The sequence below is a fragment of the Marinoscillum pacificum genome, from assembly GCF_024714495.1.
Lineage (GTDB): Bacteria > Bacteroidota > Bacteroidia > Cytophagales > Cyclobacteriaceae > Marinoscillum > Marinoscillum pacificum.
Genome location: NZ_JAMZMJ010000018.1, coordinates 52,115 through 78,705, shown reverse-complemented (window position 1 = coordinate 78,705; position 26,591 = coordinate 52,115). Strand labels below are relative to the sequence as shown.

Below are 26,591 nucleotides of genomic sequence, written 5' to 3'. Positions count from 1 at the left end.
TAGATCGGTAGATTAAGTTAGGCTTAATTCTACTAATTTTGTTGACATATGATCATGAATTACACATACAGGACAATAATCATACTTTCTCTGATTTTTCTCATCTCATGTAGTGGTGACAAGGAAACAACAGAAACTTCTGAATCTCCCAGAATCAAGAATTTCAGTAAAATCATCTTGCCTGAATCCAATCAGGAAGTGATTTATGGAGAAGCTATTTCTTTCGAAATTGGATCTTCTGAGACTGCAGATTCTATCGTTTTAGAATATGGTGATGAGCATATGGTTTATACTAACCTTACATTCGATTGGACTCCAAAAGCTTTCAAAACGGGAAAGCAAAAGGTGAGAATAAAGGTTTTCTCAGGTGATCAATCCGAAACTCACTATGCCAGGTTAGTAGTGCTTTCTGACATCACTCCTACTGCCATGTCTTACGAATTATTAGGAGAATATCCTCATGCGGAAGATGCGTACAGTCAAGGTTTATTCTTTATTGGCGACACCTTAGTAGAAAGTACCGGTCAACGTGGAGAGTCCAGAATATCGAAGCAAAATCTTAAAACTGGAGAAATCTATCAATCAGCAGCGCTCGAAAACAGCTACTTTGGAGAAGGAAGTACTTACTGGAACAACCATATTTATTACCTCACCTGGACCACAAACGTTGGGTTTATTTATGATCAAAACCTTCAACCAACTGGTCAGTTCAATTACACGCATGAAGGATGGGGAATGACCACTATGGGAGACACCTTAGTTGTGAGCGATGGGCAAGAAACTCTTCACCTGCTTGATCCAAGAGACATGTCAGAAATCGGCAAACTGGAAGTGTATGACAATGAAGGAAAAGTCGTTTACATCAATGAATTGGAATATTTCAATGGATTAATTTATGCCAATATTTGGCAAACAGAGTTGATTGTAACTATTGAGCCTTCCACAGGAAGAGTCTTGGATTTAATTGATCTATCTGGATTAAGACAAAACTTCCAATCAAGTGAAGCAGAAGTATTGAATGGAATTGCCTATAAGTCAAATTCGGATCAAATTTTTGTTACTGGCAAGAACTGGCCTAAATTGTTCGAAGTAAAATTTAAACAAACCAATTAAACATAAAACCCACAAAAATGACGCTAGAAGAAGCAACTCAGAAAGTGAGCAAGTTGGCAGAAAACAACGGCGGTAAAGTAAATGCTGTGATCAATTTCAAATTTGATGAAGGCATGATCCACCTTGACGACACTGTCTCACCAACTGTAGTCAGCAATGAAGACAAAAATGCTGCTTGTACCATCAAAATGTCTTTATCTAATTTTGAAAAACTAATGTCAGGAAGTCTGAATCCGATGATGGCATTTATGGCTGGAAAGATGAAGATAGACGGTGACAAAGGAGTGGCCATGAAATTAGCATCGCTTTTCTGATCTTCACCAAGTGCATCAATGAGGACAATATAACATTCGTAGAACTCTTGCTTTTAAAGTATTCGGAAAATAGACGTTCATCTAAAGTATTGTCCTCTAATAGTGCATCATTTGAAGCTAGCAACATCTACTAGCTCTGATAATTCTAATCACACCTTAACTATATCAACCTTTTTATTATTAGAAACTGCAAAGTTCAATTTTTGGATTGAAACGAGCATAACGTTTATTTACAACTATAGCATACCATGAAAAACGTGATTAGTATTTGGGCGCTAAGCTTACTAATTAGTCATTTTGTTTACAGCCAAAGCTCTATTGAGATTCGTGTATTGGATGAAGAAACAAACAATCCTATTGCATTTGCACATGTAGTGAGTGGTCGAACTACCACGATCTCCAATGCTGATGGGTATTTTGTCATTACTCCCAACTCCAGTACGATTCAAATTTCGCATGTAGGGTATGAGGTATATAAACTTAGAATGAGCCGAGATCTACCAGATCAGATTTTCTTAACCCCCAGCGTGATAGAACGAGATAATGAATCAATAAACACAGGAAACTCTATAATGAGAGAATTCTGGAATAGGAAAATCACCAATTATGATCTCAACGCCTACTGGACCACTAGCTACTACAAAGAAAAACTTTTGAATGAAGACAAACTGATTTACCTGGCAGAAGGAATACTTGACATTCTAAAACCTGCTAATGTGAATGAAGAAGGCGTAAAAATTTCACCCATCAAAACACGGAAAATGGTTGAAGGTAATTTCACGTTAGACCCTGTTTATATTCAAGGAAATGCTTTTGACATGGTAGTCTCTTCTATTTGGAGAGAGAATTCCTTTCTATCTCCAAAAGCAGTCAAGCACTATGAGTTCACTTATGAAGGCAAGCAATCATTTGGAGATAAAAAAGTCTTCATCATTAAGTTTGAACCAGCCACGGGAAAGGGGTATGTATCAGGCACACTATACATTAACGAAGGGGACTATGCCATTATAAAAATGGAATATTCTCCAGATTCTTCACTTAGTGAGTTTTGGGAATCCGTGAAATGGGAAGAAGAATATGAGCTCAATAATGGGTCATACGTATTATCCAGTGTAAGATACAATGGCACTTACCACGACCTTGGCGATGAGTGCCATTTTGAATCCATTTTATTGAACAATGAAATATCTACGAAGGACATTTCCCAATTCCCTGAATCAGAACTGCAAGAAAAGGACATATTTCTAAAAGAAGCATCATCGGATTTTAATGACTCTTTCTGGGGAGATTTCAATTACCTAAAGTTAACTAACAGCGAAACGCTCGAAGGGCATCAATTATCTAAGTAAATAAATTTTTCCAAACCCATTTTTGAACCCTCGATCTCCAGATGTTATACGGTGATCGATTGTTTGTCCGTTCTGCTGAATAAAAACTTTATACAAATAAACTCCATTAGCTAGCTGATCTCCATATTCATCTCTTCCGTCCCAAGCATATTTAGTGATATTATTACCAATCTTGATCGGGCCTATTTCATCTTGCGTAATCTCCCTGACCACTCGCCCACTTACCGTCATGATCTGAATTTTGATCTGCTCTGGAATTACACTTCCTGTCAGCGTAAATACAAATCTTGTTGAGGTAGAAAATGGGTTCGGATAAGGATAGAAATGTGTAATCGTGGATTCATTAATAACTTCGAATGAAACCTCATAAGGCTCCACTCCAGACTTGTTTCCTGACTCATCCGCTACCTGCACTCGGAGGGTATACACTCCATCTTCAAGGGAAGTAGGCTGATAGACAACTTCAAAATCTTGGTCATCCGATGCCATAGAATAAGTCACCTCTGCACTAGAAAGACTAATTCGCTCAAAAACACATTCTTCACAAGTACGTCGCATCTCAATACTAACTCCCGAGGTATCATCTTTCATCAGGTATTCGTTTTCATCCTTCATGGTAATTCGGATTTGTGGAGAAGGTGAAACGATATCTCCATCAAGTATGTAATTACCATCTATCGTCACATCCAATACCGGATTGACCAAATCCTCCTCTACAGTGAAAGCATCTGTAAGCAGTAAGGAATTATTAGAATAGTAGTTCTCCTTATCCGGAGTGGAAACCACTACTGAAAGATTATTCTCGCCTACTTTTCCTCTGGTGGTGGTCGTCAAACCAAAAGAGGTTGTATCTCCAGGCACCGGAGCGACTAACCGTAACTGTTGTGATTCTATGTCTCCAGAACCGATATTGGTCAGATTGATATTAACATCAATAGAATCTGTAAATGTAAGGTCGGAGATATTGGTAAAATAAAACTCTTTGGCAAACTCCTGCCCTTCTTTCAGCACTTCAGTTGCTATGGATGGTGTGGAAATAATGCCTTCAGGAACTCCTGTATAGCTAACTCCCCACGCATCTAAAGTTGGAGGTGTTTGATTAGCCGCATCAGTAAATAACAATTGAAACTGCAAGTACGGATAAGCATTTGCATCTACATTGTTCAGATCAATTTCTGAAGCTGCGGCAACACGACTTCCAGACTCCAGACCAGTTACATTTCCAGACTCATCTAAACCAAATACATTCACCAACCAATTATCGCCATCTCCAGCTTTCACATTGTAATGAAATGAATTCCAATTACTCGCAGGACCTACCCTAACAGATGACATGCTACCTGAACTGTACTTTCCAGTAACAGTATTAATCATCTCCAATGCCTGATCTTGAGGCGGAATTGTCGATCCATTTGAGGTCAATTCTATTGCTGAACCCGGAGCGTCACCTTTTCTACCAACAAATACCACTGGCTGCCCATCAACTAACGAGCTGATTGTCGAAGATTGTATTCCAATACTATTTAAAGAACTAACCAACTGTTCATCCCATTTGGAGTAAGCCACCGTTCCAAAACTAAAAAGCACTACCATATCTCGATCATCCATTATTTTGATCAGACTATCCAAATACCTGTTAGCACCCAATACATTATTTTCATTTAGGTTATGGATCATTTGAGGCAATCGCCCACAAACCAGATCGTTAAACACATCATCCACACCACTAATACCCAATGGCCTGAAAGGCTGTGCAGTTTCACGATCAAAGAAAACAGCATTGATCGCATCAAGGCGTTTGCATCTTGGGTCAGCGGCATTGTCTGTGAGTAATAGATTGAGCCCCTCTACTACAACTTGATAATCTTCGTATGTGAGTGTACTATTAGGCCCATGTGTATTGATTTGAATCTCAGTAGTTGTCTGTTCAAATTCTAATTCCTTAGTATCTGGATTCAATGTTACCCCATTGACTGAGTTACTAGTAAGTTGTCCTCCAGCAACTTGAGCCCACCCTGTAGGCTGATCTTGCACGAGCGTAAAGGACGAAACAACCCAATTGGTATCTTCATTTGCGATTGCTTCTGCAAATCGGGTACGCCAAAAGACTGTGGTGCTATCTTCCAGCGTGGACATATCCAGCGTATAGGCATTCAAAAGTTGCCCCGAATAATTTATTTCGCTGGCAAATGGACTGTTAAAAGATGTCGTGGTATCTATAGCCAGGGTATAATTTCGTTCCTGCTCTAGCATATTAGCAGATTGCCAAACCAAATCTACAGCCGAGGTACTGACTGTAGCAAAGGCTCTCGGATAAATAGAAATAGTATTACCTCGTGGAATAAACAGGTCGAAGTTCCCTGAATTGTTTGACTCATTCAACTCCTCTATGTCATTTTCATAATCCACGTTGATGACAAAATTATTCACTCCTTCTACCGCATCTCCCTGCTCATTAGTAATGGTAAAACCAATTGTATCCTGGCGCAATACACTTTCAAAATGTCTTACATATTCTCTTTGAGAACCATCAGCGAAGGTTCTGGTCAACCTAATTGCTAACGAATCATCTGTTGTTTTTCCATAATTTCTGATGACAAGATTCACCATAAATGAATCCACATTGGCAACTACACGCTCCAAATTGAACCCTTCAGCAAATGTTTGTTCAGGTAGTAAATGAAAGTCAGGTGATTTTGCTCCAAAAACTGTAATAGCAGGATCTCCTTGAAGGACCGTCTGATAAACCTGCGTTTGGCTAAGTTCGTTGGCCCCATACAAGCTGAAATAAGCATCAGCAACTCGTTTCATAATCTGACCAACTGATGCCCCAAAAAATTCATCCGAGCCAAAAGCGTTGGAATAAAACAAATCAGTGTAGCGCTTCAAGTTTGAAGACAATGCCAGATCTGAGCTTGCGATAAAACCCAAAGCTCCTGCATTTGGTGTACGAATCCAATCTTCTCCAAAAGTCAAACTAGAAGGCGGGTTATTTGGGTTAGAGCTACCAAAGATTCCTCCAGCATTACATCCATTGACGAGGATAATGGGATATTTACCTTGATTGACATATCCTACATCTGGATCAGATGCACGACCTATTTCCATATCTGTCACCACACCGCTTGAGTGACCAAAAAAAGTAATCAGACTAACTCCTGAATTTACTTCATCAGCGACATTGATCACTTTCACTTCATCTGTACTGTTCTTGTTGATCGTAGAAACCTGACCTCCCAAAAAATTGCCGGTTGCTACAGATCTGAAGTTGTTCACATAATTAGAAAAAGCACTCAATTCTGATGGTGACTGTCCTCCACTCAAATGAATAAGATTTTTTCTCCACAACTGATCATAACCTATCACCTCCATTTCTTGCACCTTCGATAAATAAACCTGAACATCCGAGGCTGTGAAGGCGTTGATTCGACCAATAGGCAAAGTATAGCCTGCCTGACCAGAACTTACAGAAAATAATGCGTCGCTTCCCGGGTATCCAAAGGTTGGTACGTGATGAATGAGGGTTGTTGATTCTTGCCGATGGTAATTCAAATTTGGAGATGTGGCCTTACCTATTAAGAAAACGTGCTGTGGATCACCAACACTCTGAGCATATCTTAGGTAATTACGGATGGCTATAGGAGAAGTGATACCATAACCAAATTGATCATATAGCTGATCCATATAGACTATCTGAACATTGTGCCCACCCCCAGCAGCACTTGCACGATAATTTCCGTATGCTGTCACTGGATTTACGCCATTCACGGGAGAATTCAATACGCGATTTGATATGATCAGATAATCAGCAGCACCTGTATTCAAAGAAGAAATTGTTGATTCTACAATATTCGCAACAGATTTCACTTCAGAGGTCACCAGAAATGAACGTTTGTTTGCAGTGCTATCTTGAAAGACGAATTCTAATCGGTCGGAATAAGTAATTCTAGCAACTCGAGCTACATTAGTTGGATTTGACACATCAAACACTCGGAACGACGTAGCATTAGCTGTTGATACGGTCACATACTGTCTGGCATTATCAGAATCTTCAATGTTAAATTTCTTTGACCCAGACTCGATAGTCATCTCCTGGGCATAGCTAACCTTGACATAAGCCATAGCTATGACATCAGTAACTCCTTCTACTCCCACTGAAGAAACTCTTACAACCAAATCCCCGGTTGCACTTAGGTCTGACCACTCAATATCACTACTAAAATATTGATGCCTACGCTCGGAAAAGCTTAACTCTCCAACAACTCTCAAGCTTGTTGTTGTTGGGCCTACGCTGACCTGAGTAACATGACTTAGATTACTGATCCCATGTACCACCATCTCCACCTTGGGCTTAGTACCATTGACATCAAAATCATCGAAATTAAATTCATAGGTACGATTATTCCCTTTGGAAATATTTCCGCTTACCCAACCTTCTCCATAGTCGTACACCCCTGACTGAATATCAAACCCAGATCCATAACGTAAGCCAGAGGTATAATTTCCAGTATTCAGCACAAGTTCTTCGTCCATATGATAGGTAGTCGGAGACACTCCCCCAGGATCATTAATAGAAGAAAAAGACATTCGTTTACCTGTAGAACTGGTCAAATGCCAGGTAAGGAAATAGCTAGAAGTATCGTTGAATAAACTATAATAGGTATGTGGTTGGGCTTCAGGTTCTTTGTACAAATCAGTATCTGCCTGACCATCATTTTTCTGACCATAAAAGTCAAAATAATCCAAACGACCATCACTATTATCATCAAATACCTGAATGGCCACTTCCTTACCTTTGTGAAATAGTTGATATCGCCCAGCAACTATATTGGCGACAGGGACACCTGCATTAGATAATTCCGTAGCTGTCACTCGATACAGACCATCCTCCACTACTTGTAGCTTGTAGTATGATTTATCTGACTCTACCCATTCATTCCCGAAAGACTGTGAATAGGCGAGATTTCCCAGCAAAATGAAAACGAGTATCTGAACTTTAATCTTCCACATTGAAATCAACTTTTACTGAGAACACATGAGAATACAAACCTGCTGACTGATCTGCGATATCTGTGAATGCATAATCAATGCTCACTTCCTGTATTTTAAAACCTACTCCCACATTGGGCTGAAACGACCAGGAGGTAGATCCATCAAAATCTTTGATCTGCTGAAACTGCCCAATTCCTCCTCTCAAAAATGCTAAATGTTTATAGCCAAACTCCAATCCAAAAACTGGATCTAACGACACTAAATCCGTTTTCACAAGGGTATTTCTTTTACCATCAGTGGTCGCTATCAAATCAAGAGACGTCAGCAATCCAAACTTCTCTCCAAAGGTAAATTCTCGGCTTGCTCCTATTATGACTCGTGGTAAAGTAATCTCAACAGATCTTGTATACAGCTCGTTTCCCGTTTGAGTAAAAATATCAGCTAGCTCCGCTTCATTCATCGACCAGCTATTAAACGTGCCAAAAATGTCTTTTCCCATAAATCCGAATTTCCAACCACTCAACTCTTTTTGAACACCAAAATCCAAACCAAACCCCCAGGAATCAGCAAAATCACCTACCACTCGGCGAATGATTTTCATATTTCCACCAATGCTGACTCCTCCTAAAACACTTAGATTTCTAGCATAAGAGAACAATACTGCGTAATCAGCAGCACTGAAGAATTGGATATTGTCATAATTGATTCCTCCATTGGCATCAAAAAGTAATCGGGTATCGGCAATATCATCCACGGCAAACCTCAAAACAGAAACGCCAAGCACTGACTCTTCATTGAGACGGGCGGCGAATGTTCCAAAATCATAATTAGCTACTCCACCAAAATAGGCTGAGTGCATCAACTCCAATTGATAATCTGATTGCAAATGATTGAGTCCGGCAGGATTCCAATAACCAGCAGAAACATCCTGCACATGAGAAGTCATACTCATGCCCATTCCAAAGGCTCGAGCATCCACCCCGAGATTCAAAAATTCATTGCTGTATTTAGGTGTATTATCCTGAGCATGTAACCCCGTTAGACAGAACACCCCAGCTATTACGAGTATTAATTTAGCCATCGACCGTGAATTGTAACTGTAATTTAGACCAGCAGAGCTCATCTAAAAAATCAAATTCGACCAAGACTTAAAGAAGGCTGATTACCATCTGTAAATATAATATAATTTATAAATCATATAACTATTTAAAGTATTTACACTGCATAGTAATATTTTTTGCTAGGTACTCGGCCATGCATAGTACCTTTCCGTATATACAAGCACTGACCAGATTAAACATTAAACTCATGGACTAATGAATATAGAGAACACACAAGTACAAATGCGGAAGGGCATCCTTGAGTTTTGCATCCTTCATATTATATCCAGAGGTGAAGTCTATGCTTCAGATATGATAGAAGAGTTGACAGCTGCCAGGATCATGGTAGTGGAAGGAACCCTTTACCCCCTACTGACTCGACTTAGAAAGGCGGGATTGGTAGATTATAAGTGGGTGGAATCCAGTTCAGGACCACCACGCAAGTATTACACACTCACCGAGGATGGAAAGGCCTTTCTATCCGGACTTGATGAAACATGGGACGAATTGGTCTCATCCACTCAGAAAATCATTTCTGTAAAAACCAACTCAAAATCAAAATCATGAAAAAGACTGTTAGCATAAATATCGGAGGCATCATCTTCCATATAGAAGAAGATGGCTATGATAAACTCAAAAATTACCTCGATTCAGTCAATAAGTATTTTTCCACTTTTGAAGATAGTGGCGAAATCATCGCTGACATTGAGAGCAGAATTGCAGAAATCTTTTTAGACAAGCTTTCTGATGGCAGGCAAACAGTGACCATAGAAGATGTAGAAAGTCTGATCGCTACCATGGGTACTACTCAAGACTTTGATGCAGCTATTGAAACCGAACCTGTAACTGAAGAAAAGAAATCTGAACCTAAAGAAGAAAAAGAAGAGCCAAGACCTGAGGCTGAGGCCGAACCAAGTACCGAGCAACCGAAGAAACTGGTTCGTGACATGAAGCGCAGAATCCTCGGTGGAGTTGCGGCCGGTGTTGCACATTACTTTAGCATTGATCCGCTTTGGGTTCGGTTATTGCTATTATTGATGTTCATCAACGTATTCTTTGGAGGCCTAAGTGCTGCAGTATTCTTAGCATATATCATTATGTGGATTGTATTACCACAAAGTGAAACACTAGAGGAAGACAAAAAAGTCAAAAAACTATTTAGAAATAGCGACGAACGTGTTTTAGGAGGCGTTGCCAGTGGTATTGCTGCGTATTTCGGTACGGACATTTCAGTCATCCGTTTACTATTTGTACTATCAATATTCCTTGGAGGTGCAGGCATAGTATTGTACATCATCCTTTGGATCATTACCCCTGAAGCTCGCACCATCACTGAAAAAATGCAGATGCAGGGGGAGCCAGTTACCCTCTCCAATATTGAAACAAATGTTAAGAAAGGCCTAAACGTTAGAGAGGGTGAAGAGAATGCTTTGGTCAAAATATTGCTATTCCCATTCAGACTGATAGCACTGATCATTACTGGGCTTGGCAAAGCTTTGGGACCAATCTTGAAGTTCTTAGTTCAGGCAATTAGAATTCTATTCGGACTAGTATTGGTAGCCATCGGATTCGGGATCATGGTGAGTTTGATCATCGCCACTTTTGCAACACTGGGTGTAGGTGCCTGGGAAGGATATGTACACTTTGGTGATTTCCCAATAGACATGATCAGAAGATCCATCAGCAGTTGGGCACTGTTCTCTACATTCCTTGTAGCATTTATCCCAGCTCTATCTATCGCGTTAGTTGGATTAGTGGTCATACTTAAAAGAAGAGTTGGAAATGCCTACATCGGCTGGTCTTTGTTTGGAGTTTGGATCATTGCATTGTTTATATCAATGTTCTCCATTCCAAGATTTGCAAGAGAATTTGCAACTGAAGACGATATCCGTATTGACAAGCAATTTGAGATGACTCAGGTGACTCCAACGCTCAGGTTGAATGATGAAGGATTCGACACGTTTGATGCAGTTGACTTAAGAATCAGAGGTCATGAGGATAGTACCTATCAGGTGATCATCAATGTAGAGAGCCGTGGAGCAACCAGAGATCAGGCAAAAGACAATGCCCGCAAAGTGATCTACGAAGTGACTGAGCGAAGTGGAGACTTCTATTTCGATTCGAAGCTGAGATTTGAAGATGATGCTGAGTACCGATTCCAAAATGTGAGCGTCACGTTCTATGTTCCATATGGCAAAACGTTCCGAATGGATCAGGATTTGGATGAAATCCTTGTGAACACCCTGCATATAAATGGATATCGTGGATACCAAATGGGTGGAAACGACTGGGTTTTTGATCAGGATGGAATCCAATGTGTAACCTGCGCGCCAAGATCAAGTAAGTCTTATGGACGAAGCTATCCATCAAGAGAAGATGATCGCGATGCTCTAGACAGAGATTCTAAAACACGAAGAAAATACGAAGACTCTGAAAGCATGACCTTCCCAATGGAGGACTTTGATGAAGTGGTTATTGCGTCATACTTCGATGTGGATATCAGAAAAGGAAACGAATACAGCATCTCAGTAAGAGGAAAAGATCGCTTCCTGGATGAAGTATACGTGAACCAGGTAGGTGATAAACTGGAAGTGAAATATCGTGAGGACAACTGGAGATGGTGGAAAGACAGAGAAGAAGAGAAAGTGGCTTTGATCATCACCATGCCAGAACTTGAATACCTGGAAATGGCAGGAGACTGTGACGGAGAAATAGTTGGATTTGACAATGACGAAATCACGATAAAAGTAACGGGAGAATCAGAGCTGTTTGTAGATGTTTATCCAAGAGAATTAGAAATGGAACTTACCGGAGCTGCGGAAGTAGAAGTGAGAGGGTCTGCAGATGAAGCAACCATCGAACTGCTAGGTGCATCTAATTTTAAAGGATTCGCATTTTTTTCTAAGCGTATCAGCCTGGATGCCGTTGGAGCTTCTAAAGCAGAAGTGTATGGCAAAGAGGAAATTGATATTGATGCTGCCGGAGTAAGTAAAGTACGTTATAGAGGAACGAATAATGTAAGAGTAAGCAAAGCTGGAGTGACATCAGTCTCTAGAGATTAAACAAACCACCATAATTTTTGTAACAGTCTTTCGGTTTGTTTTTTGAGCCCGACTTTCCCATAAAGTCGGGCTCTTTTGTTTTAAACAAACCCAAGTACAAGTACCTACATTTAATTATTCAAAGAATATGTATCACTATTTATCAGTAACTGATTAAATTAGCTAGACCAGCTTTAAAATACATAAGGGAATGCCACTAGGAAAACTCACCGAATCACTCGGTAAGAAACGTGCTGCTCATTTACTCAGACGAGCCTGCTTTGGAGCTTCCATTGCTGAAATAGATCAATTTTCAAACCTCACTCCGCAGGAGGCTTTTGAAAGATTGTATATAGAACTACCAGATCCAGCACCTCCTGTCGATCTTTCTGGTCAGGAATGGATATCAAGCGTTCCTAATGAGGATGAGGATGAAAATGAATTAATGAGTTATCTCCGTGCATGGATGGTAGATCAAGCAGTCGGAAGTACACTCACCGATCCTGCAATTAAGCCCTCTTATGCTTTCAGAGAAAGACTAATTTTCTTCTTTCATACTCTTTTCACTACTAAAATATCTGAAGTTAATAGTTCAAGAGCAATCTATTTTCAAAGGGAATTATTTAGGAAATATGCTTTTGACAGAGACAACAGAAGCAGGCCTGACATAGAAAGTACTTCTGATAATCCACTACCCGATGTAGAAATAGAGGTCAACATCAAGGAATTGACCAAAAAAGTCAGTGTAGACAATGCGATGTTAATATTTCTTGATGGCCGACAAAATGTAAAGGGAAGTCCTAATGAGAATTATGCCCGTGAGCTCCTAGAATTATACTCTATTGGAAGAGGATTGGAGGGCCATGTTCCTGAACCAGAGTTTGACGGAGATTATGTTTATTTCACGGAACAAGATGTACAAGCTGGTGCTAAAGTATTATCTGGATTTACCAATGATCCTTATTTTCTGTACAGACAAGAAGCTAGTGATCTAGTCAAATATGGAGACCCTGATACGGGTTTACCTCGTGGAATCTTAAAAGGTAATTCCACACAAGCTACACAACATGATAATAGCACCAAACAGTTTAGCTCGCGATTTGGAAATTCCACGATTACTCCAAACCCTGAATTATATTTGAATGGTTACCCTTCTGAAAAAAGCTTATTAGATGAAATCAGTCAATTAGTTGATCTGATTTATGCTCAAGATCAAACTCCAATCCATATATGTAGAAGATTGTACCGATATTTCGTTTATCATACTATTTCAGAGGAATTAGAGAATGATGTCATTAAAGAAATGGCTGATATACTTGTAGCTAATAACTATAAGATATATTATGTCCTTGAGGCACTATTTACAAGTTCACATTTCTACGATGGAGAACCCGGTTATGATAATGACAATTTTGGTGGAATTATCAAGTCTCCGTTTGATTTAGTAGTGGGTTTTCATAAGAACTTCAACCTTGCCCCTCCTATCTATTCTGATGCTGCTGAAGACTATTTTAAATATTATGGTGAAGTAATGATCCCTGAACTTGGCAAACAGGGAATGGATTTCTATGAACCGTATGAAGTGGCTGGTTATTCAGCATATCACCAATTTCCCATTTATAATAGAAGCTGGATTACTACAAACTACTTAACAAATCGATATAGCTTTATTTCAGATAGAATCGCAACAAATGACAATCCAAATGGAGGAGAAATTGACATCTTAAACTTCACTAGGAGTAATATTCCTAATTCAGTAGCTCGAGATGCGAAGGCTCTGATAAAGTACCTGGCTGAATATTTCCTGCCGATGCATGAAGAACTCTCTTTTGAAAGCACCGACACTTCCGAACTCACAGCTGCAAGATTAAATTATTTTTTGAATGCTTTTCTATTTGAGTATCAACTGAATACTGAGCCAGAAATCACCTGGACTACAGAGTGGGACAATGAACCAGACACTGAAAAACTCGCCAACTCGCTGATGAGCCTTTACAATGCAATGTTGCAATCACCCGAATATCAATTGATGTGATATGAAGCGAAGAAAATTCATCCATAAACTAGGATTTGCAGCGGGTGTACCGATTGCGTTTCAAGGTGTACCGATTCAGGTACTTGCTAATAATAAACCATTGCAGCGTTTGGCGGCACAGAGTACCAATGACAATGTACTCATCATCTTGCAAATGCATGGTGGCAATGATGGTTTGAACACTTTCATTCCACTAGGAAATTACGACGAATACTACAGTCGTCGTGCCAATATTGCCATTCCATATAAATCTGGTAACAGGACTCTGATCCCATTGGATAGCACAGTGGCTGATGCCGATCAGGTAGGACTTCACCCTGACATGCAAGCTTTTAAAGATTTATATGATGGTGGGAAAGCTGCCGTTTTCCAGGGAGTTTCTTATGAACGAAACAATGGATCGCATTTCCGTGGACGTGATATCTGGTTCATGGGAGGAGACTATGACGATTATTATTCTTCAGGATGGATTGGTAGATACCTGAATCAGGAATATGCACCTCTTCAATACCCTGAGGAATTTCCAACTGAAAATATGCCTGACCCATTGGCCTTGGAAATGGGACAAGATGTTTCATTACTGTTTCATCAAACGGGCAATATACCTACTTCTATTTCTTTACCGAGCGATCCTCAATCAATTCAAAATCTAATCAATGGACTTTCGGGGTTTTCCGATGAAGGTATAGACCCTAGAGGGTTCCCTCCTGAGTTTTTAAACAACAGTCCATATGGAAAAGAGATGGACTGGATATTAGGCCTAGAAGACAAATCAGAAGACTACATTGCACAGTTGGTAAAAGTTTACAATAAAGGAAATGAAACACAGGTAGATTACCCTGAAAAGTATCCATTTCAAAACCGTGCCTCATCAAATCCACTTAGTAACCAGTTAAGACTAATAGCCAGACTACTAGACGGTGGTCTCAAAACCAAGGTATTTTTAGTGAAGATTGGAGGGTTTGATACACATGCTGAACAAACAGAGTCCTACGATCCAACTTATGGAAGTCATGCAAAACTTCTTTATTATATCAGTGAGGCTATGAAAGCTTTCAATACTGACTTGATTAATCGTGGTTTACATACTCGTGTGTTGACGGTGTCTATGTCTGAATTTGGAAGACGAATAGCATCCAATGGCAGTTATGGTACAGACCATGGCACCGGTGGCCCTGTGATGATGTTTGGAGCGGGAGTAAATCCTGGAATCTATGGTACGAACCCTGATATGAGTCAGGGAAATGTGCAAATGCAATTTGACTATCGACAGCTCTACGCAGGAATTCTTAAGGACTGGTTGGGAGTAGATCAATCAGTCATCACCAATGACATTTTTTTCAGAGATTTTATCAGTGGACCTAATCCAAACGGAGGCAATTATGAGCCTTTGGATCTGATTAAGTCAACCATCACCGGAACCGATGAATTTTTAAAGTCTAAGTTCAACATACAATCCGTTTACCCGAATCCGGCAAGCAAATATGCTCAAGCTCAGATACTGGTAAACGACTATCAAAACGTGCGAGTAGAGTTGATTGACCTGAATGGTCGAGTGGTTCAACAAATCACTCGCTCAGTGAAACCTGGCAAACATTTATTCACCTTCCAACTAGACCAAACACCTCCTGGAATTTATTTTGTTAAAGCGAAATCAGAAAAACTGGATGATACCAAACGCCTTATCATTAGGAAGTAGAGTACTGGCAATGGCCGCTTTACTTCTTCTAACTCATTTATCAGTAGCTCAAAGGCGTCAACCACCGCCATCACCTGTCAAGAACTTTTTAAGTACACAATGGTGGCTTGGTTTACGTTTTGGAGTAAACTTCACTCAACCAGACGTACTAGAAGATTACTATGCTTTTAGTCCGATTAACTACAGTCCTGACAACCTGGAAAAGGAATATGGAATTTTCAACCTCCCTGGAGGGCAAGCTGGATTAGACATTTCCTTTTACCACAAAGGTTTCACTGTCGGGCTACAGCCAACCTTCAAGATCATGCGATATAACTACACCAACTACATGGAATGGGTAGGGTCTGGTGAAGCTGATCAGCTGGAATCTCAGATTGATGTAGAGCAGGTTTTACAAGTAGTAGAAGTACCTCTTATTTTCAAGTACGACCTAATTCAGCGCGGAAAAATCCGTCCATTTGCATTAATCGGTGGGCAATATTCGATGATTGTCAACACTCAGAAAAAGGTAGAAATAGAGTACACGGATTACCTTGGATCTGTACCTCAAACCTATTCTGGAGGGAGCTTCAATATTGGTAACACCGACAGAATGAGAAACTTTGCCGGAGTACTTGGAGGTATTGGCACAAGTCTGGACTATGCCAACATCAGAACAGTAGTTGAAATCACCTATCTCTATGGTCTAACTTCTTTCTCATCTAATGAAAGTCCTTATTCAGAAAATGAATTGGTCAGTATAGGAGATGTCAACGACAAGCTCAAAATCAATAATATCAACGCAGCTGTAAGTTTTATTTTTCCACTACGCTACATCGACAAAACTTTCCAGCCTTACTAAATCATGAAAAAACTCGCTTATATATTCATACTCTTCATATTGACCACTGCTTGTCAGCAGGAAGAGTTTGACCCAACCACCGCTTTCACTAAAATCTACGACTCTTATCGAGGTAGTGAAGGATACTACCCGATTGACTTTATGCAAACAAGTACTGGATACATTATCCTGACTGGCCAAACGCTAGATGAATCAGATTATTTAGGGGTGAAGTTGATTAGAGTAGATGAAGAAGGTAATTTTTTATCAGAAGATGATTTATCCGCTGATTATGTAGCTCCTGTTGGAGACATGGTCACGATTGATTCAGTAGGCTATTTCTTTGCTATGAACCCGACAACTCTGAATCCGGTACTTTTTAGCGTTACAGATGAGGGTTATGAAGCAACAGATATCGCTGGCCTGGATTACCCTTTGGCTGCCAATGTTACTTCAGCCAACGAACTCTTATTGTTAGGATGTGATTTATCTAGCTCTCAAATGACATTAGCTACAGTAGGAACAGATGGCAGTGCTAACATTTCTAGATATGAATTTGGTGCTGGAAGTGACATGGAGAGTCAAATAATAAACCACTTAGTAGATCCAGAAAAAGGCTCATTGCCATTCTTTTGTGGTGAATGGACTAATGGCTCTTATTATTTCAATGGTATTTACGATTACACTATGTCTTTAGTGTTTACCCAAGGAATTGGTGAGGTAACTGGAAGAATTATGGGACAAAACTTGAACGGGGGTATTACGTCTGCTCTGGTCAATCAAGGTAGTGAATTCGCTTTGTTTGGATTTCAGTTCAATGACAATTTTATTTTACCAAACGCCACGGTAAATACGAATAACCATATTTCTATTTCAAACTATATCGAGACTCCAATCTCCGAATTCAAATCAAGATCCAATGCTGATATTGTGAAGTGGGAAAACGCTGAGCAATCATACACCATCATCGCGGCTGAGACCGAAAGCAGACAGATTGCACTGTACATTTATCAATCCGCAACTGGTGAATTGGCAGGAATTCACAAAATTGGTTACATCAATCCTTATACACTTGGATCAATAAAAGTGGATGAAAATGGAGATGTATTGATTTTGGGAACTACTTACTTGTCAGGAAGATTTAAGCGCGTATTCTTTTCGAAGATCCCTGCAAGTGACCTTGAGAAGTCTCTTAACTAACTAACAAGTCGCATAATTTTCTGAAAGAGCTCTTCCGGTTGGTAGGGCTTTGGAATGTAATCATCCATGCCGGCTTCCATGCAAATGTCAATTTCTCGTTTGAGAACTGATGCCGTCATGGCCATGATTTTCACATTGCATTTTGGCTCCTCAAAATTAGAACGGATATAACGAGTAGCCTCCAAACCGTTCATTTCAGGCATCTGTACATCCATTAATATAATGTCGTAATCTTTGTCTTTTACTTTTTCAATCGCTTCTCTTCCATGATTGGCAATATCTAATTGGAAGCCATATTTGACTAATAAATTTTGAGCTACCATCTGATTGATTTGGTTATCCTCTACCAACAGAATCTTTACTTTGGATCGATTCTCAGGAGTCATAAACACCAAATCTCCTTCACTTCGTTTTGGCTCCTCAACAATTGGGCTATTCAGCTTTAACGTAAAACTAAAGGTACTTCCCTGGCCAATTTTGCTCTCCACCTTGATATCGCCGTGATGCAACTCTATCAGTTTTTTTGAAATTGGCAATCCGAGTCCTGTACCACCAAACTTGGCTGCTGAGTTATTTCCAGCCTGAGTGAAACTTTCGAATATTTTGTCAATATCTACCTGAGAGATACCTACCCCAGTGTCTTCTACCGTTACTTCTATCTGATATGAGGATGGCTCTTCTTTTTTCAATAAACAATTGGTAACCACCTTCCCTTTCTCTGTAAACTTTACGGCATTGCCAATGATGTTCAAAAGAATTTGACCAAATCGAACAGGATCACCAGCTACCGTAATTGGTAAATTTTGATCCATGTATATATCAAATCCAATTCCTTTTTCCTGTGCCTTAAAACGAAGCGTGTGCTCAACAGATTTAAATACATCATGAATCTTAAAATTGGTAAGATCTAGTTGAAGCTTTTCGGCATTAATTTTAGAGAGATCCAATATATCATTGATAATCACCAAAAGGTTCTTGGCTGAATAATCGATAGCTGCCAGATATTTAGACTGATTTTCTGAGAGTTCAGTATTAAGCAGAATATTGGTCATTCCCAGAATACCATTCATAGGCGTCCTGATTTCATGACTCATGTTACTCAGAAATTGATCTTTGATGCGAACACCTTCTTCAGCTGCCTCTCGAGCGTCAATGAGTTCTTGCTCTCGCCTGATTCTTTCAGCGATTTCTTCCTTCAAAATCAGGTTCGTTTCTGTAAGGTCTTTGGTTTGCTCCGCTACCAGTTCATGAAGTCCCTCATTGATTTCATTGATACTTTCTTGCTTCTTACCAACGAAAAAAGCGAAAACTCCCAAAAAGAATGGTGCCGTATCAATTACCCAAAGAAGTGAGTTTGCGGATTGTACTGAAATGAAACAAGAAATGGACAACTCACCAAAATCCTGTATACATAGCAGAATTGAAGAGAAAAATGGAAAGATCAATCCAAAGACTGCCCCGTATACTAAATACCTTATGGATAACTTCATTCTATAGCTGACTGATCTAAAGCTACTACAAAATAAGCCTATATTATTCAAAAATTAGACTTTTCGATGAATAAGTATGAATATCTAATACAACTGATTACTAAAAGAATTTCATATGGTTTATATTAGTTATTGATGTGAAACTCAACACTCCAAATTCCCAACTAATGAAACAACTAATATATTCTGTACTGATAGTCTTTCTTATAACTAAATGCACTCCCAAAAAGCCAATTGAAACTGAAGCCAAAATCAAAGGTTTAACAGAATCTGAAAAAAAAGCTAATATAGACGAGGCGGTTACCTATGACTTAATAAGTGTTGAAATTGGGGCAACACAAGAACAATTAAATGTGAGCCAACAGCATCTGTATGGCAAATTCTTTGATGATCGAGCAGAGTTTTACATAGTTGAGAACCCTGATCTGTATGTTTCTGAAGCACTGGTCAATCGTCTCACGCTATACTTTATCGACGGTACTCTTTGTAAAAAGAAATACGAATTGGACACTGATATCAGTCAGGAGCTAATGAAAGCCTATGGAGGCTTCCGCTTCAAAGCACTCAATGACACCACCTACAAACTCTCCCGAGAAGAAAACATTGTTGTAAAAAGCGATACGGGAAACTTCATCAATGATTCCTTTAACCGGTATCAAATGAAGTGGGAAGATGAAGGAGTAGCTATCAAATATCTTGTGTTTAAAGACACCACTGCAGGTCAGCTTGAACTTGTAGAAGAACTGATTTCTTATAAAGATCTGCTCAGAGCCGCTGAATTAGAAATATAAACCAACCTATTCTTTTCCTGGTGTGTCATAGGTATATGCAACGAATCACTTATACCTTATTTTTATTCGCACTATTGGCATCTTGTGATGAAAATAGCTGCAACGATGTGGAGTTCTGCACAGAACAGCTGGAAACAATTTTTGTCAATGTGCAGGATGAGAACGGAACCGTAATTGCCCTGGATAGTACAGGCACCTTCAAAAATGAGCAATTAATCTTCATAAGTTCTGAAACGGAGCCTAATTCTCCTTTGTATACTGTACTCACAGATCTAGATAAATCAGAAGTAGACCGTTCTGGTACCGAACTGACTTTCAAAGGATGGAAAGGTGGAGAGACATATGTCGAGGAATCTTACATCATAGGACACGACTGTTGTCACATCTTGAAGGTTGAAGGTCCAGAAACAATAACTGTAACGCTCGATTAACCTAAATTTTGCTTAAAGAACTCAATGGTTCTGCTCCAAGCTAACTTAGCATTCGTTTCGTCATAGCGCGAAGTGGAATCGTTATGAAAACCATGATTAGCGTTGGAATAGATATAAGCTTCATAGCTTTTATCATTAGCTTTCAGTGCTTCTTCATACGCTGGCCATCCTGCATTTACTCGCTCATCCAGCTCTCCAAAGTGTAATAACAATGGTGCACTGATCTGGGGCACATCTTCAGCAGATGGCTGCCCTCCATAAAACGGCACAGCTGCTTTCAACTCTGGAACCTGTACAGCCATCATGTTAGATACCCAGCCTCCAAAACAGAACCCGACAACACCTACATTTCCGGTACATTCTGGATGTGATTGGAGGTAATCAAATGCCGCAATAAAATCGTTGAGCATTTCACCTCGATCACGCTGACGCTGCAATACTCTCCCATCATCATCATTACCTGGATATCCACCCAATGGAGTTAATGCGTCTGGAGAAATGCTAATGAAGCCTTCTTTAGCCGCCCTTCTTCCTACATCTGCAATGTGGGGGTTCAATCCTCTATTTTCATGCACTACTACAATTCCAGGCAACTTGCCTTTTGCATCTTTTGGCCGAGAAAGTTGAGCTTTAATGATCCCACCTCCATCTGGGGAATTGTATTCGATCATTTCAGTAATTAACTCCTTATCATTCTGAGCAACTTTGATGGTATCCTGATAATTAGGCATAATGAAACTCATCAAAGAACTCAATGTCAAGCCCCCGACAGCATATACACTCAGCTTTTCCAAAAACTCTCTGCGCTCCATCCGATTGTGCGCATAATCATCATATAATTTGAATACTTCAGGATTTACAGAGTCTTTAGTAGGATTTTTCATAATGAATATAAGGTTTGAGTGCAATTAAAGATAAATGATAAAAAGCTGAATATTCTCGAACCACACCTTCATTATTCTTGTTTACTGATACTTAACACGGTAAGGATTCCCCAATTTGTACCTTTGCCTTACCCAATACAACTTTCCCACAGATGATCTTTAATTAGTTGAGAGATCAATAGCATTTATGCAAATTAAAAAAACACCACTTCTTTTTGTTTTAGGTTCGATTATGGCTCTGGGCCCATTCTCCATAGATATGTACTTACCAGCATTTCAAAGCATGGCGACAGATCTAGGAACTGACACAGCAAAAGTGGGATATTCATTAACCAGTTTCTTTGCTGGACTTTTCATTGGTCAAATGTTCTACGGCATTCTGATCGATCGATTTGGGCGAAAAAAACCGCTTATCGCTGGATACATCATCTACATATTAGCCAGCCTCGGGTGTGCATTTGCACCATCTCTTGATTCTCTTGTCACCATGAGGTTTTTAATGGCCTTAGGTGGATGTTCAGGAATGGTCATCAGCCGGGCAGTAGTTCGAGACGTCTTTTCTGGAAATGAAATTGCTAAAACCTTTTCACAATTAGTGTTGGTAATGGGCGTTGCGCCAATCATCGCTCCTACTATTGGTGGATTTGTCAATAGCTGGCTAGGTTGGAGATGGTTATTTGGAACCATGGTACTGATTGCGATAGCCAATCTTCTATTAATCATATTCGTGTTGCCAGAAACCAAAGGTCCAGACAACAGCATTTCTCTCAAACCAAAAAGTATCTGGTCTGAATACCACAAGGTACTTCGTCACAAAAGCTTCATTTTGTATGCAGTAGCAGGGAGTTTTGCTTATGCTGGACTTTTCGCATACCTCACAGCATCACCATCTGAATTTATGGAGCGCCTTGGCCTCACAGACACACAATATGGGTGGGCTTTCGCATTCAACGCATCCGGATTTATACTTGGCAGTCAGGTGAATCGCTTGATCCTAATGAGACATAGTGAATTATCTGCCTCACTCCGATCTCTATGGACACAACTTGGCGTTGCTATTGCGTTGATGGCATTCAGTTATTTCCACATGGCAGGAATTACTCTTACGCTCATCAGCACATTCCTTTACTTGTTTATGCTGGGTATTCTGAACCCAAACACACAAGCATTGGCATTACGTCCATTCATTAAAGAAGCTGGACGAAGTGCAGCTTTGATGGGCAGTATTCAGATGATAGCTGGAGTTTTGACTTCAGGACTTGTGAGTTTTCTTCATGGTGATGACACACCAACCATGGCTATTGCCATGCTGGTATGTACATCAATTTCATTAGTCCTTTTACTTATTAGCAGATTCGGGAACATTGCAGAAGCAAACCCAGAATTGCAGCAAGCATAAAATTTATTCGTATTTCAGAGTCTTTGCTGGGTTCAGTACAGCCACTCGCCATACTTGATATCCGACTGTTAAAAAGGCAGAGACAAGTAACACTACTATAGCCAGCACAAGAACGATCCATGGGAAATCTATGCGATAGGCATAGTTGGATAACCATCCGCTCATGGTGAAGAAGACTGTTGGCAAACCTATCAAGGCAGCTACTCCAATTAGAATCAAAAACTCTTTGTAGAAGATAGAAACAATGTGGGGAATAGAAGCTCCCAGTACTTTTCTGACTCCTACTTCCTTGGTTCGCTGTGATGCCATAAAAGAACTTAACCCAAACAAACCTAAGATAGCCACCAACAGCGCAAATCCTGAAAAAGCGCCGAACACGGCTCCAAATCGCTTATCATTGGCATACAATTGATCAAATCGATCATCCAGGAAAGCATAATCCAAAGCCGAATTTGGAAAGAATTCTTTCCATGTGTTCTCTACAAATGCTACCGTTTCCCTAACGTTATTCCCGGAAAGTTTGACCATTGACCTACTAAGAAAAGGTTGAAAGAAATACGCTGTAGGCTCTACACCCATTTGGAGACTGCTTCTATTCGCATCTTTTATGACACCTATAATGGTATATTTTTCATTCTCTGGATCATCACCAAACATGAGCTTCTGATTAATAATTTCGTCTCCTAACTTCAACCCTGCACGTTTCACAAAAGTCTCGTTCAATATGACAGCACTAGAGTCAGAAGCCATTTTGGCGTTGAAATTTCTACCTTCCAATATTTCAATATCTAGCAAGCTGAAATATGCATCATCTACATTATGAATATAGGTTGTTGATTGAACAGGCTCTGTCAATCCAACAATTCTCGAATCGCCACTAGTGGATCCAATTTCATTGCTTTTGCCTCCGGGTAAACTATTCGTTGTGGCAATTCCCAGGATGTTTGGGTTGGATCTTAACTGATTATGAAAAGATTTCAATCGATCTTGCACCACTTCAAAACTCACATTTCCGAAACGCGGATTTCTAAAGCCTACAACCTGTTCAGTATTCATTCCGATATCGGCAGTTCTCATGTAATCTACCTGCTGAATGACGATAAAGGTCCCTGCAATTAGTATTAGTGATGCTGCAAACTGACCGACAACCAAAGCCTTCCGTAAGAAGATGCCATTTTTTGAAGTTCTGAATTTGCCTTTCAGTACCGTAACGATACCGAAGTTTGATAGGAATAAGGCTGGATAAAATCCTGAAACCAAAGTACCAATCAGAGCGAAAATCCCAAGCTTGATCAGAAACGAATGATTCAATATTAGATTCCCTAATATTTCTTCGCCAATTAGCTGATTGAAAAACGGAACAGCCAATTCTGCAGCAATCAAAGCTAGCAACGCTCCCATAAAATTGATCAGGAAGGACTCTAATAAGAATTGACCTCTGATCTGTACTTTTCTGGCACCAATCACTTTTCTCAGACCAACTTCCTTGGCCCGATCTACCGCTTTCGCTGTAGATAAGTTCACATAGTTTACCCAGGCTATGGCCAAAATGAATATAGATATGATCTCAAGAAAGTTCACTGATTTGGCACTTCCAGGAGTCTCCGGTTCATAGGTCATTTCTGACTTTAGATGGATCTCCTGAATTGGTTGTAGATTAAAAAAAAGTGGGTTCTTACCCAAATGTGTTTCCTTGACTGGAATCATTCGTTCCTGCAAATCGGCAACATTCGTTCCTGGCTTCAAACGCAGATACGTATAGTAATTGAATGCTCTCCAACCTTCAGCATCCAACCGATCCTGAATAGATGAAATGGACATCAACACAGTAAACTTGTAATGCGTATTTCGAGGAATTTCATCGATGATTCCTGTCACTTTGAACGGTCTATCAAAGCCAGAAAAAACATGAATGGTTTTACCAATGGGATCTTCGTCTCCAAAATAGAACTTAGCCTTTTCCTTTGTCAGCACCAATGAAAATGGGTCTTTCAGCATGGTTTCAGAATGACCTGCCAACACATCAAAACCAAAGAAGTCAACGAAATGCTCATCCACCATTTTGACCTCAGTCTCACGAACTAGCTCTTCGTCTTTTCGGGTATTTAGTCCCCCATTGTTGTAGGTAAGCGTATATTCTTGTATCTCCTCAAAACCCTCTGTCAATACTTTTCCAGACGGATTGTATGACATAGCATCTCTTGTTCCTAACACTCCATCAACTATCATATCAGTTGTTAATCGATAGATCTGATCAGCATCTCTATGATGGCTATCATAACTCCGCTCATAAGTAACGTATTGATTGATTAGCAAAAAAGCCGCTAAACCTACAGCCAATCCGATCACGTTGATCGCCGTGTATGTTTTGTGGCGCATGAGATTGCGCACACTTATTTTAAAATAGTTTTTTAACATTCCAGTGTCCTTTAAAATTGAGTCTTGTCCAAAATCTTTGAGTAATGAAGGCCTGAAGAGAAGTATCACCTGAATAAAATGCCTCCAACCAGCATAACTGATTTCATCATCCAAATTCCTGAGATAAATTTCTTCCAGATCACCCGAGATGTCTGAGTAATAATCCGGGTGACAATACCACTTGAGCAGCCGATCTGCAAATCGCTTGATCATACGATTTTCATATCTAAAGCCACATCAGGAATAGCATTCCAAAGATCCGTACGTACATCTTTGGAGTATTCCAATGCTTTCTTTCCAAATGCGGTGATTCTAAAAAATCGCTTAGGCTTCCCTCCTCGTTGCTCGGTAGGGTCACCTTCTCGACTATCCAGAAAACCTTTCTTTTCCATTCTTCGGAGAGCTGACTGCAATGCACCTACACTCACCTTACGCTCGAGTCGCTTTTCTATTTCGTCCTTAATAGCAACTCCGTAAGCCTCATCATAGAGCACTCCCACCGTCAGCAAGACTATTTCTTCAAATTCTCCGAGTTGGAACTTCTTCATTTTCTCAATATCCTATTTGTAGTATTGACGAAGGTAAGCCAAAAAAAGTTACAATCTCCTATATGTAGTATTGAATTTAATTATTCGTTAACAGCGAAAACAGAGTGATGATCAATTTCAGAACGATTTTTACACTATGAAAAAATTGATCCTATTTCAGGTGGCAATACTGTTTCAAATTGCAGCGTTTGGTCAAAAACCATTACCCAATGCGCATGCCCACAATGACTATGAGCATGAAAGACCACTGCAAGATGCTTTGGACAATGGGTTTACTTCCGTAGAAGCGGATGTTTGGCTGATTGGTGCAGAACTCTATGTCTATCATGACAAACCAATAAACCCACAATCCGACAGAACACTTCAAAAGCTATATCTAGAGCCGCTAACTAAAATCATTGAAGAGAAAGGCAAGGTGTACCCCGAGTATGATCGTCCAGTCTACTTAATGATCGATTTCAAAAGTGATGCTGACCCTACCTACCAGAAACTCCGGTCAGTATTAATGAGCTATGAGAACCTGTTGAATGGTGGAGTGGTGATTTTCGTTTCTGGAAATCGACCAATAGGATTGATTACTAGAGATGAAGCCAAATGGGCAGCATTAGATGGACGACCAGATGATTTGGGTAAAGGGATTTCTCCGAAATTGATGCCTGTAGTTAGTACCAGTTTCAGAAAAGTATCTAAATGGAATGGAAAAGAGGAAATTTCTGAGTCCGATCAACAGGCAATTCTGGCTCTGGTAGAACAAACTCATGCTGAAGGAAAATTGGTAAGATTTTGGGCTACTCCCGACAATCCAAATGCCTGGAAACAATTGCAAGCACTTGGTGTAGACTTGATTAATACAGATGACTTGAAAGGGCTAAGTGAGTTCTTAAATGCTCAATAACCTGTTATAAACATCAATTTGGCACCCTTTAGGGATGGGGTTAACCAAATTGATGGTCTTTTGTAATCTAAA

Annotated in this window: 19 protein-coding genes; 13 read left to right on the top strand and 6 right to left on the bottom strand. The window is 39.9% G+C overall.

Going from position 1 to position 26,591, the window contains the following annotated elements; genetic code table 11:
• Positions 1 to 54 precede the first annotated feature (54 nt).
• The 3 genes from NXS00_RS24990 to NXS00_RS24980 all read left to right on the top strand — a co-directional run bounded on the left by NXS00_RS24990 (position 55) and on the right by NXS00_RS24980 (position 2,776).
• Positions 55 to 1,113 (top strand): glutaminyl-peptide cyclotransferase, encoded by a 1,059-nt coding sequence (locus NXS00_RS24990; RefSeq protein WP_258102023.1) that lies wholly within the window; start codon positions 55 to 57, stop codon positions 1,111 to 1,113.
• Between the two features lie 17 nt (positions 1,114 to 1,130).
• Positions 1,131 to 1,427, top strand: a complete 297-nt coding sequence (locus tag NXS00_RS24985; RefSeq protein WP_258102022.1) for an SCP2 sterol-binding domain-containing protein — start codon at positions 1,131 to 1,133, stop codon at positions 1,425 to 1,427.
• Between the two features lie 248 nt (positions 1,428 to 1,675).
• Positions 1,676 to 2,776 carry a DUF5686 family protein gene (locus NXS00_RS24980; RefSeq protein ID WP_258102021.1) on the top strand — a complete coding sequence of 367 codons (1,101 nt, stop codon included), beginning with the start codon at positions 1,676 to 1,678 and terminating at the stop codon, positions 2,774 to 2,776.
• Here the strand turns inward: NXS00_RS24980 and porU2 are convergent.
• Entirely contained in the window at positions 2,765 to 7,786 is a 5,022-nt protein-coding gene (porU2, locus tag NXS00_RS24975) for a putative type IX secretion system sortase PorU2 (protein WP_258102020.1), read from the bottom strand. The genes NXS00_RS24980 and porU2 overlap by 12 nt on opposite strands.
• Positions 7,773 to 8,849, bottom strand: coding sequence for a putative type IX sorting system protein PorV2 (locus tag NXS00_RS24970; protein ID WP_258102019.1), 1,077 nt, complete (start codon positions 8,847 to 8,849; stop codon positions 7,773 to 7,775). The genes porU2 and NXS00_RS24970 overlap by 14 nt, the downstream gene beginning before the upstream one ends.
• Positions 8,850 to 9,084: 235 nt before the next feature.
• On the opposite strand from NXS00_RS24970, the gene NXS00_RS24965 reads away from it, so the two are divergent.
• From NXS00_RS24965 to NXS00_RS24940, 6 genes are all read left to right on the top strand, one after another.
• Positions 9,085 to 9,435: a PadR family transcriptional regulator gene (locus NXS00_RS24965; protein ID WP_258102018.1), complete on the top strand. Its 351-nt coding sequence runs from the start codon at positions 9,085 to 9,087 to the stop codon at positions 9,433 to 9,435.
• Positions 9,432 to 11,930, top strand: coding sequence for a PspC domain-containing protein (locus NXS00_RS24960; protein WP_258102017.1), 2,499 nt, complete (start codon positions 9,432 to 9,434; stop codon positions 11,928 to 11,930). Before NXS00_RS24965 ends, NXS00_RS24960 begins: the two co-directional genes overlap by 4 nt.
• Before the next feature lie 190 nt (positions 11,931 to 12,120).
• Positions 12,121 to 13,944, top strand: coding sequence for a DUF1800 domain-containing protein (locus tag NXS00_RS24955; protein ID WP_258102016.1), 1,824 nt, complete (start codon positions 12,121 to 12,123; stop codon positions 13,942 to 13,944).
• Between the two features lies 1 nt (position 13,945).
• On the top strand, positions 13,946 to 15,643 hold the full coding sequence (locus NXS00_RS24950; RefSeq protein ID WP_258102015.1) for a DUF1501 domain-containing protein: 1,698 nt from the start codon (positions 13,946 to 13,948) through the stop codon (positions 15,641 to 15,643).
• Complete coding sequence (locus NXS00_RS24945; protein WP_258102014.1) at positions 15,612 to 16,484, top strand: outer membrane beta-barrel protein; 873 nt, start codon at positions 15,612 to 15,614, stop codon at positions 16,482 to 16,484. Before NXS00_RS24950 ends, NXS00_RS24945 begins: the two co-directional genes overlap by 32 nt.
• Before the next feature lie 3 nt (positions 16,485 to 16,487).
• Positions 16,488 to 17,663, top strand: a complete 1,176-nt coding sequence (locus NXS00_RS24940) for a hypothetical protein (protein WP_258102013.1) — start codon at positions 16,488 to 16,490, stop codon at positions 17,661 to 17,663.
• Here NXS00_RS24940 and NXS00_RS24935 read toward each other — a convergent pair.
• Positions 17,660 to 19,153: an ATP-binding protein gene (locus tag NXS00_RS24935; protein WP_258102012.1), complete on the bottom strand. Its 1,494-nt coding sequence runs from the start codon at positions 19,151 to 19,153 to the stop codon at positions 17,660 to 17,662. The two genes, NXS00_RS24940 and NXS00_RS24935, sit on opposite strands and share 4 nt — an antisense overlap.
• A 167-nt stretch (positions 19,154 to 19,320) precedes the next feature.
• On the opposite strand from NXS00_RS24935, the gene NXS00_RS24930 reads away from it, so the two are divergent.
• Both NXS00_RS24930 and NXS00_RS24925 read left to right on the top strand, forming a co-directional pair.
• Entirely contained in the window at positions 19,321 to 19,944 is a 624-nt protein-coding gene (locus tag NXS00_RS24930) for a hypothetical protein (RefSeq protein ID WP_258102011.1), read from the top strand.
• Between the two features lie 35 nt (positions 19,945 to 19,979).
• Positions 19,980 to 20,375 carry a hypothetical protein gene (locus NXS00_RS24925; protein ID WP_258102010.1) on the top strand — a complete coding sequence of 132 codons (396 nt, stop codon included), beginning with the start codon at positions 19,980 to 19,982 and terminating at the stop codon, positions 20,373 to 20,375.
• Here the strand turns inward: NXS00_RS24925 and NXS00_RS24920 are convergent.
• Complete coding sequence (locus NXS00_RS24920) at positions 20,372 to 21,259, bottom strand: dienelactone hydrolase family protein (RefSeq protein WP_258102009.1); 888 nt, start codon at positions 21,257 to 21,259, stop codon at positions 20,372 to 20,374. The genes NXS00_RS24925 and NXS00_RS24920 overlap by 4 nt on opposite strands.
• A gap of 187 nt (positions 21,260 to 21,446) precedes the next feature.
• Between NXS00_RS24920 and NXS00_RS24915 the strand changes: the two genes are divergently transcribed.
• Positions 21,447 to 22,658 carry a multidrug effflux MFS transporter gene (locus tag NXS00_RS24915; protein WP_258102008.1) on the top strand — a complete coding sequence of 404 codons (1,212 nt, stop codon included), beginning with the start codon at positions 21,447 to 21,449 and terminating at the stop codon, positions 22,656 to 22,658.
• Positions 22,659 to 22,661: 3 nt separating this feature from the next.
• Here NXS00_RS24915 and NXS00_RS24910 read toward each other — a convergent pair whose 3' ends face one another.
• A complete protein-coding gene (locus NXS00_RS24910) occupies positions 22,662 to 25,289 on the bottom strand; it encodes an ABC transporter permease (RefSeq protein WP_258102007.1) in 2,628 nt (875 codons plus the stop codon).
• Positions 25,286 to 25,624, bottom strand: coding sequence for a PadR family transcriptional regulator (locus NXS00_RS24905; RefSeq protein ID WP_258102006.1), 339 nt, complete (start codon positions 25,622 to 25,624; stop codon positions 25,286 to 25,288). Before NXS00_RS24905 ends, NXS00_RS24910 begins: the two co-directional genes overlap by 4 nt.
• A gap of 136 nt (positions 25,625 to 25,760) precedes the next feature.
• Between NXS00_RS24905 and NXS00_RS24900 the strand changes: the two genes are divergently transcribed.
• Positions 25,761 to 26,519 (top strand): phosphatidylinositol-specific phospholipase C/glycerophosphodiester phosphodiesterase family protein, encoded by a 759-nt coding sequence (locus tag NXS00_RS24900; protein WP_258102005.1) that lies wholly within the window; start codon positions 25,761 to 25,763, stop codon positions 26,517 to 26,519.
• The last annotated feature ends 72 nt before the right edge of the window (positions 26,520 to 26,591 follow it).

What these genes read in the sequence shown, in the direction of transcription:
- NXS00_RS24990 (WP_258102023.1), top strand. Translation starts at nt 55, where the DNA reads ATGAATTACACATACAGGACAATAATCATACTTTCTCTGATTTTTCTC.
- NXS00_RS24985 (WP_258102022.1), top strand. Translation starts at nt 1,131, where the DNA reads ATGACGCTAGAAGAAGCAACTCAGAAAGTGAGCAAGTTGGCAGAAAAC.
- NXS00_RS24980 (WP_258102021.1), top strand. Translation starts at nt 1,676, where the DNA reads ATGAAAAACGTGATTAGTATTTGGGCGCTAAGCTTACTAATTAGTCAT.
- porU2 (WP_258102020.1), bottom strand. Translation starts at nt 7,786, where the DNA reads ATGTGGAAGATTAAAGTTCAGATACTCGTTTTCATTTTGCTGGGAAAT.
- NXS00_RS24970 (WP_258102019.1), bottom strand. Translation starts at nt 8,849, where the DNA reads ATGGCTAAATTAATACTCGTAATAGCTGGGGTGTTCTGTCTAACGGGG.
- NXS00_RS24965 (WP_258102018.1), top strand. Translation starts at nt 9,085, where the DNA reads ATGAATATAGAGAACACACAAGTACAAATGCGGAAGGGCATCCTTGAG.
- NXS00_RS24960 (WP_258102017.1), top strand. Translation starts at nt 9,432, where the DNA reads ATGAAAAAGACTGTTAGCATAAATATCGGAGGCATCATCTTCCATATA.
- NXS00_RS24955 (WP_258102016.1), top strand. Translation starts at nt 12,121, where the DNA reads ATGCCACTAGGAAAACTCACCGAATCACTCGGTAAGAAACGTGCTGCT.
- NXS00_RS24950 (WP_258102015.1), top strand. Translation starts at nt 13,946, where the DNA reads ATGAAGCGAAGAAAATTCATCCATAAACTAGGATTTGCAGCGGGTGTA.
- NXS00_RS24945 (WP_258102014.1), top strand. Translation starts at nt 15,612, where the DNA reads ATGATACCAAACGCCTTATCATTAGGAAGTAGAGTACTGGCAATGGCC.
- NXS00_RS24940 (WP_258102013.1), top strand. Translation starts at nt 16,488, where the DNA reads ATGAAAAAACTCGCTTATATATTCATACTCTTCATATTGACCACTGCT.
- NXS00_RS24935 (WP_258102012.1), bottom strand. Translation starts at nt 19,153, where the DNA reads ATGAAGTTATCCATAAGGTATTTAGTATACGGGGCAGTCTTTGGATTG.
- NXS00_RS24930 (WP_258102011.1), top strand. Translation starts at nt 19,321, where the DNA reads ATGAAACAACTAATATATTCTGTACTGATAGTCTTTCTTATAACTAAA.
- NXS00_RS24925 (WP_258102010.1), top strand. Translation starts at nt 19,980, where the DNA reads ATGCAACGAATCACTTATACCTTATTTTTATTCGCACTATTGGCATCT.
- NXS00_RS24920 (WP_258102009.1), bottom strand. Translation starts at nt 21,259, where the DNA reads ATGAAAAATCCTACTAAAGACTCTGTAAATCCTGAAGTATTCAAATTA.
- NXS00_RS24915 (WP_258102008.1), top strand. Translation starts at nt 21,447, where the DNA reads ATGCAAATTAAAAAAACACCACTTCTTTTTGTTTTAGGTTCGATTATG.
- NXS00_RS24910 (WP_258102007.1), bottom strand. Translation starts at nt 25,289, where the DNA reads ATGATCAAGCGATTTGCAGATCGGCTGCTCAAGTGGTATTGTCACCCG.
- NXS00_RS24905 (WP_258102006.1), bottom strand. Translation starts at nt 25,624, where the DNA reads ATGAAGAAGTTCCAACTCGGAGAATTTGAAGAAATAGTCTTGCTGACG.
- NXS00_RS24900 (WP_258102005.1), top strand. Translation starts at nt 25,761, where the DNA reads ATGAAAAAATTGATCCTATTTCAGGTGGCAATACTGTTTCAAATTGCA.